Origin of the sequence: Streptomyces sp. PKU-EA00015 (assembly GCF_013387495.1) — a bacterium.
Classification (GTDB): Bacteria; Actinomycetota; Actinomycetes; order Streptomycetales; family Streptomycetaceae; genus Streptomyces.
Genome location: NZ_JABZEE010000051.1, coordinates 85,372 through 99,372, shown reverse-complemented (window position 1 = coordinate 99,372; position 14,001 = coordinate 85,372). Strand labels below are relative to the sequence as shown.

Sequence of the window (14,001 nt, the reverse complement as noted above, 5' to 3'; positions counted from 1 at the left end):
CCGCGGACGGCCGAGATGCGGGATCATGTGTCGCATGACCGAGGTGTCCTCGCTCACAGGGCGGCTGCTCGTCGCCACACCTTCCCTCGCGGACCCGAACTTCGACCGCGCGGTGGTCCTGCTGCTCGACCACGACGACGAGGGTTCTCTCGGCGTCGTCCTCAACAGGCCCACACCCGTCGACGTGGGCGACATCCTCGAGTCCTGGGCCGCGCTGGCGGGGGAGCCCGGTGTCGTCTTCCAGGGCGGTCCCGTCTCCCTGGACTCGGCGCTCGGCGTCGCGGTGATCCCCGGCGACGAGGGGCCGCTCGGCTGGCGGCGGGTGTACGGGGCGATCGGCCTCGTCGACCTGGAGGCGCCGCCCGAGCTGCTCGGCTCCGCGCTCGGTTCCCTGCGGATCTTCGCCGGATACGCGGGCTGGGGCCCGGGCCAGCTGGAGGCCGAGCTGCAGGACGGCGCGTGGTACGTCGTCGAGTCGGAGCCCGGCGACGTGTCCTCGCCGCGGCCGGAGACGCTGTGGCGTGCGGTGCTGCGCCGCCAGCGCAACGAACTGGCCATGTTCGCGACGTATCCGGACGACCCGTCCCTCAACTGACCGGATCGCCGCGCCGGGGTCCTCGCTCCCGTACCGGCGTCGGCGTGGGTACCCTTGGAGCTCATGAGCACTCTTGAGCCCGAGCGCGGGACAGGCACCGGGACCCTGGTAGAGCCGACGCCGCAGGTGTCGCACGGCGACGGCGACCACGAGCGCTTCGCCCATTACGTCCAGAAGGACAAGATCATGGCGAGTGCCCTCGACGGCACTCCCGTGGTCGCGCTATGCGGAAAGGTCTGGGTGCCGGGGCGTGACCCCAAGAAGTACCCGGTCTGCCCGCTGTGCAAGGAGATCTACGAGTCCATGAGCTCGGGTGGCGACAAGGGCAAGGACGGCGACAAGAAGAAGTAGTCCGCCGCCGCTCGACGGCTTCTTCCGACGGCCCCCGGGGTGCGCGTTTCGCGTGCCCCCGGGGGCCGTTTCGCGTCCTCGGTCCTCGCCGCGGCGTTGCACGGGGTGCGGCTGCCGGTCACAGAGTGGTTGAGACCACTTGTGGCGCTGCGCCGGCCACCTCTAGCCTCCTGCGTGTTGTGCAGTACGAAACATGCGTTGCGCATACTGCAACGCGACGACGCGTGGGGGTTTCCCGCATGAAGCTCATCGCCACACTCGCCGCCCCCGTGGCGGCACTCGCCCTGGCGGGCCTCACCGCCTGCGCCCCCCAGACCTCCGACACCGGCGCCAAGGAGGACGCCAAGAGCGGCACCCTGCGGGTCTGGCTCTTCCAGGAGGTCAACAACAAGCCCAAGGAGCAGGTCGTCGACGCCGCGGTCGCCGCCTTCGAGAAGGCGCACAAGGGCGCGGAGGTCGAGGTCGAGTACATCCCCGTCGAGACCCGCGCCCAGCGCATCAAGGCCGCCTTCAACGACCCGGCGAGCGCCCCCGACGTCATCGAGTACGGCAACACCGACACCGCCGGATACGTGAAGGACGGCGGACTCGCCGACGTCACGGCCGAGTTCGGGGCCTGGGACGAGGCGAAGGACACCGACCCCACCGCCCGGGAGTCGGTCACGGTCGGCGGAAAGGTCTACGGCGCGCCCCTCTTCGTGGGAGCCCGCGCGCTCTACTACCGCACCGACGTCTTCCAGGAGCTGGGCGTCGAACCGCCCAGGACCCAGGGCGAACTGATCGCGACCGCCAAGAAGATCCGCAAGCAGAAGCCGGAGCTGTACGGGCTCGCGGTCGGCGGCGCGTACACCTACGGCGCGATGCCCTTCATCTGGGCCAACGGCGGCGAGCTCGCCTCCCGCAGCGGCGGCTCGTACACGTCCGCCATCGACAGCGCCGCCGCACGGAAGGGCATCACGGCCTACACATCCCTGTTCGGCGACGACAACTGTCCCGCCGCCAAGTGCGCCTCCATGGGCGGCAACGCGACGGTCACCGCGTTCGCCTCCGGCAAGGCGGCCATGGCCATCGGCGGCGACTTCAGCCACCAGGCGGTCGAGGCCGGCTCGGTCAAGGGCAAGTACGCCGTCGTGCCGCTGCCCGGGCTGAGGGCGGGCGAGATCGCTCCTGCCTTCGCGGGCGGCAACAACATCGGTGTTCTCAGGAGCAGTTCGCACCGCACCCTGGCGGTGGACCTGATGAAGCGGTTCGCGGGCAAGGAGACGCAGGCGAAGCTGTTCGACGCGATGGGCTTCCTGCCGACGTACACCGACGTGCGGGCCGAGGCCGCGAAGAAGGAGCCGTTCGTCGAACCGTTCATCAAGACGCTCGACGCGGGAGCCAAGTTCGTGCCCGCGTCCCCGGCGTGGGGCCGGATCGACGCCTCGCTCGTCCTGCCCTCGATGTTCCAGGAGATCGTCAGCGGCAAGAAGGACGTGGCGGCCGCGTCGAAGGACGCGGCGGAGAAGATGGACGCGGCGTTCGCGTCGGCGGGCTGACGCCGATGACGCACCGCACGAACGGCACGACCGGGCGAACGGAGTCCGCCACCGCGCCGCCGTCCCCGTCCGGCCCGTCCCCGTCCGGCCCGTCCGCGTCCCCCGGCGCCCCGGCTTCCGAGGCGGCCGCGCCTCCGCCGTCCCCGGCCGACGAGCCCGCACACCACGAGACGACCGCGGCCGGCCCGTCCGAGTCGGACACCGTGCCGCCCGCGGCGACAAGGGCGTCGGCGGGTGCCGGCCCGCGTGCCGCGGCCGGCACGGCCGACCCCGCCGCCGTCGTCAAGACTGTGGCGCGGGCCGGGCGGCCCGGCAAGGAGCCGCCGACCGGGGGCCGCCGGGCCCCGAGGGCGCCGGGGCGGCGCGGGGGCTGGACCCCGTGGATCTACCTCGCGCCCGCCCTGGCCGTCCTCGCCGCCCTGCTCGTCTACCCGGTCTACCAGCTCGGCCTCATCTCCTTCCTGGAGTACACCCAGGCCCAGGTCAGCGGCGGCGAGCCGACCAGCTTCCAGGGCCTCGGCAACTACCGCACCCTCCTCGCCGACAGCCAGTTCCGGCAGGTGCTCCTCGCGACCGTGCTCTTCGCCGCCGCCTGCGTCCTCGCCACCCTCGCCCTCGGCTGCGCGCTCGCGGTCCTGCTGACCCGCGTACGGGCGCTGCCGCGCCTCGCCCTGATGCTGGCCGCGCTCGGCGCGTGGGCCACCCCGGCGATCACGGGCTCCACCGTCTGGGTCTTCCTCTTCGACCCCGACCACGGCCCGGTCAACCGGGTCCTCGCTCTGGGCGACTTCTCCTGGACCTACGGCCGCTGGAGCGCCTTCTCGCTCGTCCTCTTCGAGGTCGTGTGGTGTTCGTTCCCGTTCGTGATGGTGACGGTCTACGCGGGCATCAAGGCGATTCCCGGCGAGGTGCTGGAGGCGGCCTCGCTGGACGGGGCGTCGCAGTGGCGCATCTGGCGTTCCGTCACGGCCCCGATGCTGCGGCCCATCCTCGTCGTCGTCACCATTCAGTCGATCATCTGGGACTTCAAGGTCTTCACGCAGATCTACGTGATGACGAACGGCGGAGGCATCGCCGGACAGAATCTCGTGCTCAATGTGTACGCCTATCAGAAGGCGTTCGCGTCCTCCCAGTACAGCCTGGGTTCGGCGATCGGCGTGGTCATGCTGCTGATTCTGCTCGCGGTCACGCTCGTGTACCTGCGACTGCTGCGACGCCAGGGAGAAGAGATATGAGCCTCGGTACGAGCGCGTGGCGGATCCGGCGTCCCGGACGGCTCGCCGCCGAGGCGACGGCGCTCGCCGTCGCGCTGGTGGTCGCCTTCCCGCTGTACTGGATGGTCCTCTCCGCCTTCAAACCGGCCGGTGAGATCCAGTCCGCCCAGCCGCGTCCCTGGACGCTCGCCCCCTCGCTGGACTCCTTCCGCCGGGTCTTCGAACAGCAGGAATTCGGCCGTTATTTCCTCAACAGCCTGATCGTGGCGGGAACGGTCGTCGTCGCCTCGGCGCTGATCGCGTTCCTGGCCGCCACGGCGGTCACCCGGTTCCGGTTCCGGTTCCGTACGACCCTGCTCGTCATGTTCCTCGTCGCGCAGATGGTGCCGATCGAGGCCCTGACGATTCCGCTGTTCTTCCTGATGCGCGACGCCGGACAGCTGAACACCCTCGGCTCGCTGATCCTGCCGCACATCGCCTTCTCGCTGCCGTTCGCGATCTGGATGCTGCGCGGCTTCGTCAAGGCGGTCCCCGAGGCCCTGGAGGAGGCCGCGTACATCGACGGCGCGAGCCGTACGCGGTTCCTGTGGCAGATCCTCTTCCCGCTGGTCTTTCCCGGGCTGGTGGCGACGAGCGTGTTCTCGTTCATCTCGACATGGAACGATTTCCTCTTCGCCAAGTCGTTCATCATCAGCGACACGTCGCAGTCGACGCTGCCGATGGCGCTGCTCGTCTTCTTCAAGCCGGACGAGAACGACTGGGGCGGGATCATGGCGGCCTCTACCGTGATGACCGTGCCGGTGCTCGTCTTCTTCGTACTCGTTCAGCGACGTCTGGTCTCCGGGCTGGGCGGCGCGGTGAAGGACTGACGCGATGTCTCCCACGAACCTGGTCCCCGCTCCGCTCGTCGCCGAGTGCCGGGCCGGCAGCCCCGGTTGTCTCTCGCTGGACGAGCGGACCACCGTCGACGCCCGGCCGGGCGCCGAGGGCGTCGCCCGCCGGCTGCGCGCGATGCTCGGGCCGGCCACCGGCCTCCCGCTGGCCGACGGCTCCGGCCCGCACAGCATCCTGCTGCGCGCCAGCGCCGATGTGGAGCGGGAGTACGGCCCGGAGGGCTACCGGCTCTCCACCGACCGCTCCGCCGAGGACGTCGCGGTCCTCGTCGAAGGCGGAAGCGCGGCCGGGGTGTTCTGGGGTGTCCAGACGCTCCGGCAGCTGCTCGGGCCGGACGCGTTCCGCAGGGCGCCCGTCGCGCGCGGCCGGGACTGGGTCCTTCCCCTGGTCACGGTCGAGGACCGCCCCCGCTTCTCCTGGCGCGGCATGATGCTCGACGTCGCACGGCACTTCCTGCCCAAGGACGACGTCCTGCGCCAACTCGACCTGCTCGCCGCCCACAAGCTCAACGTCTTCCACTTCCACCTCACCGACGACCAGGGCTGGCGCATCGAGATCGAGCGGTACCCGAAGCTCACCGAGGTCGGCGCCTGGCGGGCCCGCACCAAGCACGGGCACCGCGCCTCGCCGCTGTGGGACGACCGTCCGCACGGCGGCTACTACACGCACGACGACATCCGCGAGATCGTCGCCTACGCCGCCGAACGGCACATCACCGTCGTCCCCGAGATCGACATTCCCGGGCACTCGCAGGCGGCCATCGCCGCGTACCCCGAACTCGGCAACACCGACGTCGTCGACACGGCCTCCCTGACGGTCTGGGACAACTGGGGCGTCAGCCCGAACGTCCTCGCCCCCGGCGACACCACCCTGCGCTTCTACGAGGGCGTCCTGGAGGAGGTTCTCGGCCTCTTCCCCTCCGTCTTCGTCCACATCGGCGGCGACGAGTGCCCCAAGGACCAGTGGAAGGAGTCACCGGCCGCCCAGGCCCGCATCAAGGAGCTCGGGCTCGCCGACGAGGACGAGCTCCAGTCCTGGTTCATCCGGCACTTCGACCGCTGGCTCGCCGACCGCGGCCGCCGCCTCATCGGCTGGGACGAGATCCTCGAAGGCGGACTCGCGCCGGGCGCCGCCGTCTCCTCCTGGCGCGGCTACCAGGGCGGCATCGCCGCCGCCGAGGCCGGTCACGACGTCGTCATGTGCCCCGAACAGCAGGTGTATCTGGACCACCGGCAGGCTGCCGGCGACGACGAGCCGATGCCCATCGGCTACGTGCGGACCCTGGAGGACGTCTACCGGTTCGAGCCCCTGCCGCCCTCGCTCGGCCCCGAGGCCGCCGCCCATGTGCTCGGCACCCAGGCCAACGTCTGGACGGAGGTCATGCAGGACCGCTCCCGCGTCGACTACCAGGTCTTCCCGCGTCTCGCCGCCTTCGCGGAGGTCGCCTGGTCCGCCCTGCCCGCCCCCGCCGAACGGGACTTCGCCGGATTCGAACGGCGCATGGAGACCCACTACGCGCGCCTCGACGCGCTCGGCGTCGACTACCGCCCGCCCGGCGGCCCGCGGCCCTGGCAGCGCCGTCCCGCCCCTGCAGGAATGACAGGCAGCCTCGGACGCCCGATCGAAGGAGCACCCCCGAACGTGTGAGCCGCGCCCGGCCACCCGCCCGGCCCGTGTCCGTCGTCGCAGGACGACGGGGAGTGAATCCGGACCATCGCGTACGGAACCGGACTTACGGGTTGGACGGGTCCTTCGCGGACCCTCTCGCCGGACGGCTCGGAAGATGTGCCAGAGTTGCCACGTCCGGCATGTGAGCACGTACGGTACGGCACACAGGCGGGACAGCCGGGACACCGGGAAGGGGCAGCTGGGTGACCACGCACGCACCGCAGACGGCGCAGTCGGTGACGCTGCCGGGCTCGCTCGACGAGGCCGTGGCGGCGCTCACCGCCATGCCTGCCGCCGTGCCCGTCGCCGGGGGCACGGACCTGATGGCCGCCGTCAACAGGGGACAGCTCCGCCCCGCGGGGCTCGTCGGCCTCGGCCGCATCAGCGAGATCCGCGGCTGGCGCTACCAGGACGGGCACGCGCTGCTCGGCGCCGGACTCACCCACGCCCGGATGGGACGGCCCGACTTCGCGGCCCTCATCCCCGCCCTCGCGGCCTCCGCGCGCGCGGCGGGCCCGCCCCAGATCCGCAACGCGGGCACGCTCGGCGGCAACATCGTCACCGCCGCGCCCACCGGAGACACCCTGCCCGTGCTGGCCGCCCTGGAGGCGGACCTGGTCGTGGCGGGCCCCGAGGGCGCGCGCCGCGAGATCCCGGTCTCCCACCTGCTCGCCGGCCGGGAGATGCTCGGCCCCGCCGAACTCATCGGCTTCGTACGGGTGCCGCTCCTGCACGCCCCGCAGGTGTTCCTCAAGGCCACCGGCCGCACCGGCCCCGGCCGCGCCACGGCGTCCGTCGCCGTCGTGCTCGACCCGGCGCGGCGCGGGGTGCGCTGCGCGGTGGGCGCGATCGCGCCGATGCCGCTGCGCCCGCTGGAGGCCGAGCGCTGGATCGCGTCGCTGATCGACTGGGACGGGGAGCGGGGGCTCGCGGGCGAGGCGCTCGCGGCCTTCGGCGAGTACGTGGCGGCCGCGTGCATCCCGGACCCGCCCCCGGCGGCACCGGGCGAGGAGCAGCAGGTACTGCCGCCCGCCGTACTGCATCTGCGGCGCACCGTCGCCGCGCTGGCCCGACGGGCACTGGGGAGGGCGCTGTCGTGAGCAACGAGGACCATCAGCAGGGGCGCTTCCCCGAGCCGCCGGACCACCAGGACCGCCACGGCGGTCCGGACGGCGGCCAGGGGCGCCTGGACCTTCCGGACGCCTTCGTGCAGGACGGCCCGCACGAGTACCCGCAGAGCGGGGACCAGGGGTACGCCGCGGGCGCGCAGGAGGACTACCAGGGCTACCAGGACCACGGACAGGGCCAGGCCCACGATCACGGCCAGGGTTTTCCGTACGAGTACGGCGGCTGGCAGCCTACGGCCCCCGACTACGACGGCGAGGCGACGGGCTTCTTCCAGCTGCCGACCGAGGATTCGCCGGCAGCCGCCCCTCTGGAGGCGCCGGGGCACGGCTACGTACCGCCGATGATCATGCCGTTGACGCCGCTCGCGCCGGAGGCGGGCGTCGACCTGGCGGCGGACGGCGGTTGGGCGCCGGAGCAGCCGCAGGCCGCCGGCGAGCGGGCGGAGCCGTCCGCGGCCGCGCCCGAGCCCGTGCAGTGGCCGGAGGCGGGCGCCCAGCGGCACGGCGATCCGCACGCGACCGGTCAGTGGACGTTCCCCGAGGAACCCGCCCCGGCGGCCGCGCACGATCCTGCCGGTCACGAGATGACCGGGCAGTGGTCGATCCCGATCGCAGAAGGTGATCTTCCGGACGAGTCGGGCGAATTCCTGCGCTCCGCACCGCCGGTGGCCGAGACGCCCTGGGCCGCCGCGGAGCCCCCGGCCACGCTTCCGGGCGGCGCGCCCGCGCCGTGGACGACGCTGCCCGGCGGCGCGCCCGCGCCGTGGGCGGAGCAGGTGCCTCAGGAGCAGGCTCCTCAGGAGGCGGCGGTGCACCAGCCGGAGCCCGGCGAGGCCGCGCCCGAGGGCCCGGCCCCCGCGGAGCCCGGGCATGCGGCCCCCGAGCCCCAGGACGCCCCCGAACCCGCGAGTCCGGAGACCGCTCAGGTGCCGGACCCGCGCGAGGACCGGCCGGTCCCGCAGGAGCACGCGGCAGCGCAGCCGTCCGGCGACGCGTCCGACGCGTCCCCAGAGGAACCTCCCACCGGGGACCCGTCCTCCGAGGACGCCCCCTCCGGTGAACCGGACTCCGGGGCAGCGGCGGCCACCGGCGCCGACGAGCACCCGCCCACCTCGTACGTCCTGCGGGTCAACGGCACGGACCGTCCGGTCACCGACGCCTGGATCGGCGAGTCGCTCCTCTACGTCCTCCGCGAGCGCCTCGGCCTCGCCGGAGCCAAGGACGGCTGCTCGCAGGGCGAGTGCGGCGCATGCAACGTCCAGGTGGACGGCAGGCTCGTCGCCTCCTGCCTCGTACCCGCGGCGACGGCCGCCGGCTCGGAGGTCCGCACGGTCGAGGGTCTGGCCGGTGACGGCGAGCCCTCCGACGTGCAGCGGGCGCTCGCCAACTGCGGCGCCGTCCAGTGCGGCTTCTGCATTCCCGGCATGGCCATGACCGTGCACGACCTCCTGGAGGGCAACCACGCCCCCACCGAGCTGGAGACCCGTAAGGCCCTGTGCGGCAACCTGTGCCGCTGCTCGGGCTACCGCGGCGTGCTCGATGCCGTACGCGAGGTCGTCGCCGAACGCGCCGCGAGCGCGGCCGCGGCAGCCGAGGAGGCACCCCCCGAGTCGTACGGGGAAGCGCACGAGGACGCCCGTATCCCGCACCAGGCACCCCCCGGCGCCGGTAGGGTTCAGGCCCACCCGCACGACGGAGGCATGGCGTGAGCAACGACGCGGCCGTCACGGCGAATCCGCAGGCCGTCGAAGGCCCCGGGCCGGAAGCGCCGGCCCACGGCCTCGGCGCCTCCCTCCCCGCGGCCGACTCCCGCGCCAAGACGGAGGGCACGTTCCCGTACGCCTCCGACCTGTGGGCCGAGGGCCTGCTGTGGGGAGCGCTGCTGCGCTCGCCCCACCCGCACGCCCGCATCGTCTCCATCGACACGTCGGCCGCGCGTGCCATGCCCGGCGTACACGCGGTGATCACCCACGAGGACATCCCGGGCGACGCGTCGTACGGCAGGCGGATCGCCGACCGGCCGGTGTTCGCGTCCGAGATCGTCCGCCACCACGGCGAGGCGATCGCCGCGGTGGCCGCCGACCACCCGGACACCGCGCGGCTCGCCGCGGCCGCGATCGCCGTCGAGTACGAGCTCCTGGACCCGGTGACCGACCCGGAGAAGGCGTTCGCCGCCGAACCGCTGCACCCCGACGGCAATCTGATCCGGCACATCCCGCTGCGCTACGGCGATCCGGACGTGACCGGCGAGGTCGTCGTCGAGGGCCTGTACCGCATCGGCCGCCAGGACCCGGCGCCGATCGGCGCGGAGGCGGGCCTGGCCGTACCGCGGCCCGACGGCGGCATCGAGCTGTACACGGCCTCGACCGACCCGCACGCCGACCGCGCCCTCGCAGCCGCCTGCTTCGGCCTGGAGCAGGAGCGGGTCAAGATCGTCGTCACCGGCGTGCCCGGCGCGACGGGCGACCGCGAGGACCCCGGCTTCCAGCTCCCGCTCGGCCTGCTGGCCCTGCGGACCGGCTGCCCGGTCAAGCTCACCGCCACCCGCGAGGAGTCCTTCCTCGGCCACGCCCACCGCCACCCGACGCTGCTGCGCTACCGGCACCACGCGGACGCCGAGGGCCACCTGGTGAAGGTCGAGGCGCAACTGCTGCTCGACGCCGGCGCATACGCCGACGCGTCCTCCGAATCACTGGCCGCCGCCGTCGCGTTCGCATGCGGGCCCTACGTCGTCCCCCACGCCTTCATCGAGGGCTGGGCGGTGCGCACCAACAACCCGCCGTCGGGCCACGTGCGCGGCGAGGGGGCCATGCAGGTCTGCGCGGCGTACGAGGCGCAGATGGACAAACTCGCGGCCAGACTCGGCCTCGACCAGACCGAGATCCGCCTGCGCAACGTGCTGGCCACCGGCGACATCCTCCCCACCGGCCAGACGGTCACCTGCCCGGCGCCGGTCGCCGAACTGCTCCAGGCCGTACGGGACCACCCGCTGCCCTCCCTGCCCAAGGACACCCCCGAGAACGACTGGCTCCTCCCGGGCGGCCCCGAGGGTGCCGGCGAACCGGGCGCGGTGCGCCGCGGCGTGGGCTACGCGCTCGGCATGGTGCACATGCTCGGCGCTGAGGGCACGGACGAGGTCTCCACGGCGACGGTCAAGGTCCACGACGGCATCGCGACGGTCATCTGCGCGGCGGTCGAGACCGGTTCGGGGTTCTCGACCCTGGCGCGCCAGATCGTTCAGGAGACGCTGGGCATCGAAGAGGTCCACGTGGCGGCGGTCGACACCGACCAGCCCCCGGCGGGCCCGGCGGCGCACGGCCGCCACACCTGGGTCTCCGGCGGCGCGGTCGAACGCGCGGCCAAGATGGTGCGGACTCAGCTCCTGCAGCCGCTGGCGCACAAGTTCGGCATGTCCACGGAGCTGCTCCAGATCACGGACGGCAAGATCACGTCGTACGACGGCGTGCTCTCGACGACGGTCACGGAGGCGATGGACGGCAAGGAACTGTGGGCGACGGCCCAGTGCCGCCCCCACCCGACGGAGCCGCTGGACGAGTCGGGCCAGGGCGACGCGTTCGTGGGCCTCGCGTTCTGCGCGATCCGCGCGGTGGTCGACGTCGACATCGAACTCGGCTCGATCCGTGTGGTCGAGATGGCCGTGGCCCAGGACGTGGGCCGCGTCCTGAACCCGGCCCAGCTGGCGACCCGCATCGAGGCGGGCGTCACCCAGGGCATCGGCGCGGCCCTCACGGAGAACCTCCGCACGGCCCGCGGCCTGATCCGCCACCCGGACCTGACGGGCTACGCACTCCCGACATCGCTGGACGCACCGGACATTCGCATCGTGAAACTGGTCGAGGAACGGGACGTCGTGGCCCCCTTCGGCGCGAAGGCGGCGAGCGCGGTCCCGGTGGTCACGTCCCCGGCGGCAGTGGCCTCAGCGGTCCGCGCGGCGACGGGCCGCCCGGTCAACAGACTCCCGATCCGGCCACAGTCGGCGGTGGCGGCGCCCCACTCGTAACGGTGCAAGGCGGTGCGTACGGCAGCCGCTCCGGCTGCCGCACCGCGGCGCGCGGCAAGGCCGTGCGGCCCGTAGGCACGAAGGTGGCCGCCCCCTTCTCGGGGAGCGGCCACCACCCATCCGTGCGTACAGAGGCCGTGACCGGAATCGAACCGGCGTAACTCGCTTTGCAGGCGAGCCCCTCAACCACTCGGGCACACGGCCGTGCGTTCCAACTCCTCGACCGTAGGCGGACTTCGAGTGGCCGCTCAAGCATGTGGCCGGGGCCGCAACGCGACTGCCATACGCCGTTCACGATCGCGCGCCCGGTCGCAGGGGGTCGTACGACCAAGGGACCAGGCGGGTCCCGTCGAATGACAGGGTCCACAGTCCGCCATGCCCCTTACTCTGGAGCCCATGACCGCCCCCGAACCGCGTGACACCGAGGTCACGCACCTGCCCGCCGACCCAGCCCACAGCCCCGGGGAACCGGACGGCGGGGGCGTTCTCGGTCCGTCGTACCGTGCGCTCAGCATCGGCATCGTCTCCGTCGTCTTCCTGATCGCCTTCGAGGCGACCGCCGTCGGCACGGCGATGCCCGTGGCCGCGCGTGAGCTGCACGGCATCCCGCTGTACGCCTTCGCCTTCTCCGCGTACTTCACCACCAGTCTCTTCGGCATGGTCGTCGCCGGGCAGTGGGCCGACCGCAGAGGTCCGCTGGGCGCGCTCGCCGGCGGGATGACCGCCTGGGCCGCCGGACTGCTGCTGTCGGGGACGGCGGGCGCGATGTGGGTGTTCGTCGTGGGGCGTGCCGTCCAGGGGCTGGGCGGCGGCCTCGTCATCGTCGCCCTGTACGTCGTCGTCAGCCGCGCCTATCCCGGAAGGCTCCAGCCGGCGATCATGGCGGCCTTCGCGGCGAGTTGGGTGGTCCCGTCCGTGGTGGGCCCGCTCGCCTCCGGCACCGTCACCGAACAGCTCGGCTGGCGCTGGGTCTTCCTCGGCATCCCCGCGCTCGTCGCCGTACCGCTCGCCCTCGCGCTGCCCGCGATCCGGCAGCGCGCCTCGGGGCCGGCGGACGCCGCCGCGCCCCTGCCGCCGTTCGACCGGCGCCGGATCAGGCTGGCCCTCGGGATCTCGCTCGGTGCGGGGCTGCTCCAGTACGCGGGCCAGGACCTGCGCCCGCTGTCGTTGCTGCCCGCGGCGGCGGGCGTGGTGCTGCTCGTTCCGTGCGTCCTCGGCATCCTGCCCAAGGGGACGTACCGGGCGGCCCGCGGGCTGCCGTCCGTCGTCCTGCTGCGCGGCATCGCCGCGGGGTCGTTCATCGCCGCCGAGTCCTTCGTGCCGCTGATGCTCGTCACCCAGCGCGGGCTGTCCCCGACCCTGGCGGGCCTGTCGCTCGCGGTCGGCGGAGCGACGTGGGCGCTCGGTTCGTACGTGCAGTCCCGGCCGCGGACCGAGCCCTACCGCGAACCCCTGGTCGTCTTCGGCATGCTGCTGGTCGCCGCGGCGATCGCGACCGCGCCGAGCGTGCTGATCGACGCCGTCCCCGTGTGGGTCGTGGGCGTGGCGTGGGGTTTCGGCTGTTTCGGCATGGGGCTCGTGATCGGCTCGACGAGTGTGCTGCTGTTCAAGCTCTCGGCCCCCGAGGAGGCGGGCACGAACTCGGCCGCGCTGCAGATCTCGGACGCCCTGTCGAACATCATGCTGCTGGCGTCGGGCGGTGCCGCCTTCGCCGCACTCGGCGGCGGCACGGTGGGCGCCCACGCCGCCTCGGCCGCGTCCGCGTCGCACCCGACGGCCTTCGCCTCGGTGTTCCTGCCGATGGCGGGGGTGGCGCTGGTGGGGGCGTGGGTCGCGACGCGGTTGCGGGTGAAATCCGCGTGAGGCCGCGATCCGCGATCTCTACGATCACGGCATGCAGTCGAAAGACGAGTTCGCCGTCCGCCTGACCGAACCGGAGCAGCAGGCCGTGCGGGACCTGGCCGACGCCCGCGGTGCCGAGGACCTGCTCGCCGAGGCCGTCCGCCACTACCTGCACGCCGAGGGCGAGCTCGTGCGCGCCGTAGCGGCGCGGTACGCGGCGGACCACGCCGATCTCCTGAGGAGGCTGGGCGAGTGACACGACACCTCACGATCACCGAGGTGACCGGCATCGCGACGCTCGCCTTTGGCGGGACGCCGCCGGGGCTGCGCGCACCGGGCCTGCACGAATCCGCCGTACTCCGGCCCAGGGCCCGGATGTTCGGCGTGTCCGCGCACCAGGGCCTGTACGAGCAGTCCGCGGCGCTGCTGCACGCGATCGCCGCCAACCATCCCTTCGTCGACGGCAACAAGCGCACGGCCTGGCTCGCCGCCGTCACGTTCCTCGCCCTCAACGGCGCCGACCTCGCCGACGCAGACCAGGACACGGCGTACGACCTCGTCGTCGACGTGGCCTCCGGAGCGGCGGACGACCTGGCCGGCATCGCGGGCCGACTGCGTCGGCTCGCGGCGCGTGCTGTGAGCTGAGTCGCACCCGGCGCGGTCACGGCGTCGCGTCGTCCGGACGACGTCCGGGCCACCGATAGGGTGGCCCGGTTGTCGTACCAGAGCCCGCCACGATCCTGCCCGCCAC

General features: G+C 72.9%; 12 protein-coding genes and 1 tRNA gene. 12 read left to right on the top strand and 1 reads right to left on the bottom strand.

Annotated elements, in window-relative coordinates; translation table 11 throughout:
- Positions 1 to 34 precede the first annotated feature (34 nt).
- From HW130_RS28405 to HW130_RS28365, 9 genes are all read left to right on the top strand, one after another.
- Positions 35 to 595, top strand: coding sequence for a YqgE/AlgH family protein (locus HW130_RS28405; RefSeq protein WP_177152597.1), 561 nt, complete (start codon positions 35 to 37; stop codon positions 593 to 595).
- 63 nt (positions 596 to 658) lie between these two features.
- Entirely contained in the window at positions 659 to 946 is a 288-nt protein-coding gene (locus HW130_RS28400; protein ID WP_177152596.1) for a DUF3039 domain-containing protein, read from the top strand.
- A gap of 239 nt (positions 947 to 1,185) precedes the next feature.
- Complete coding sequence (locus HW130_RS28395; RefSeq protein ID WP_177152595.1) at positions 1,186 to 2,484, top strand: extracellular solute-binding protein; 1,299 nt, start codon at positions 1,186 to 1,188, stop codon at positions 2,482 to 2,484.
- A 290-nt stretch (positions 2,485 to 2,774) separates the two neighbouring features.
- Positions 2,775 to 3,719 (top strand): carbohydrate ABC transporter permease, encoded by a 945-nt coding sequence (locus HW130_RS28390; protein WP_177152625.1) that lies wholly within the window; start codon positions 2,775 to 2,777, stop codon positions 3,717 to 3,719.
- The gene (locus tag HW130_RS28385) at positions 3,716 to 4,567 is read left to right on the top strand and encodes a carbohydrate ABC transporter permease (protein ID WP_177152594.1); all 852 of its coding nucleotides are present in this window, start codon (positions 3,716 to 3,718) and stop codon (positions 4,565 to 4,567) included. The genes HW130_RS28390 and HW130_RS28385 overlap by 4 nt, the downstream gene beginning before the upstream one ends.
- A 4-nt stretch (positions 4,568 to 4,571) precedes the next feature.
- Positions 4,572 to 6,239, top strand: coding sequence for a beta-N-acetylhexosaminidase (locus tag HW130_RS28380; protein WP_177152593.1), 1,668 nt, complete (start codon positions 4,572 to 4,574; stop codon positions 6,237 to 6,239).
- A gap of 224 nt (positions 6,240 to 6,463) precedes the next feature.
- Positions 6,464 to 7,360, top strand: coding sequence for a xanthine dehydrogenase family protein subunit M (locus HW130_RS28375; protein WP_177152592.1), 897 nt, complete (start codon positions 6,464 to 6,466; stop codon positions 7,358 to 7,360).
- Positions 7,357 to 9,096, top strand: a complete 1,740-nt coding sequence (locus HW130_RS28370) for a 2Fe-2S iron-sulfur cluster-binding protein (RefSeq protein ID WP_309140606.1) — start codon at positions 7,357 to 7,359, stop codon at positions 9,094 to 9,096. Before HW130_RS28375 ends, HW130_RS28370 begins: the two co-directional genes overlap by 4 nt.
- The gene (locus HW130_RS28365; protein WP_177152591.1) at positions 9,093 to 11,408 is read left to right on the top strand and encodes a xanthine dehydrogenase family protein molybdopterin-binding subunit; all 2,316 of its coding nucleotides are present in this window, start codon (positions 9,093 to 9,095) and stop codon (positions 11,406 to 11,408) included. Before HW130_RS28370 ends, HW130_RS28365 begins: the two co-directional genes overlap by 4 nt.
- Before the next feature lie 132 nt (positions 11,409 to 11,540).
- Here HW130_RS28365 and HW130_RS28360 read toward each other — a convergent pair.
- Positions 11,541 to 11,612, bottom strand: a tRNA-Cys gene (locus HW130_RS28360).
- 192 nt (positions 11,613 to 11,804) lie between these two features.
- On the opposite strand from HW130_RS28360, the gene HW130_RS28355 reads away from it, so the two are divergent.
- From HW130_RS28355 to HW130_RS28345, 3 genes are read left to right on the top strand one after another with little or no spacing between them, the layout of a single operon-like run.
- Entirely contained in the window at positions 11,805 to 13,271 is a 1,467-nt protein-coding gene (locus HW130_RS28355) for an MFS transporter (protein WP_177152590.1), read from the top strand.
- Between the two features lie 31 nt (positions 13,272 to 13,302).
- Positions 13,303 to 13,506, top strand: coding sequence for a hypothetical protein (locus HW130_RS28350; RefSeq protein ID WP_177152589.1), 204 nt, complete (start codon positions 13,303 to 13,305; stop codon positions 13,504 to 13,506).
- Positions 13,503 to 13,895, top strand: coding sequence for a type II toxin-antitoxin system death-on-curing family toxin (locus HW130_RS28345; protein ID WP_177152588.1), 393 nt, complete (start codon positions 13,503 to 13,505; stop codon positions 13,893 to 13,895). The genes HW130_RS28350 and HW130_RS28345 overlap by 4 nt, the downstream gene beginning before the upstream one ends.
- The last annotated feature ends 106 nt before the right edge of the window (positions 13,896 to 14,001 follow it).

Excerpts from the sequence above, each read along its gene's own strand:
- HW130_RS28350 (WP_177152589.1), top strand. The coding sequence starts at position 13,303 with ATGCAGTCGAAAGACGAGTTCGCCGTCCGCCTGACCGAACCGGAGCAG.
- HW130_RS28385 (WP_177152594.1), top strand. The coding sequence starts at position 3,716 with ATGAGCCTCGGTACGAGCGCGTGGCGGATCCGGCGTCCCGGACGGCTC.
- HW130_RS28400 (WP_177152596.1), top strand. The coding sequence starts at position 659 with ATGAGCACTCTTGAGCCCGAGCGCGGGACAGGCACCGGGACCCTGGTA.
- HW130_RS28355 (WP_177152590.1), top strand. The coding sequence starts at position 11,805 with ATGACCGCCCCCGAACCGCGTGACACCGAGGTCACGCACCTGCCCGCC.
- HW130_RS28395 (WP_177152595.1), top strand. The coding sequence starts at position 1,186 with ATGAAGCTCATCGCCACACTCGCCGCCCCCGTGGCGGCACTCGCCCTG.
- HW130_RS28380 (WP_177152593.1), top strand. The coding sequence starts at position 4,572 with ATGTCTCCCACGAACCTGGTCCCCGCTCCGCTCGTCGCCGAGTGCCGG.
- HW130_RS28405 (WP_177152597.1), top strand. The coding sequence starts at position 35 with ATGACCGAGGTGTCCTCGCTCACAGGGCGGCTGCTCGTCGCCACACCT.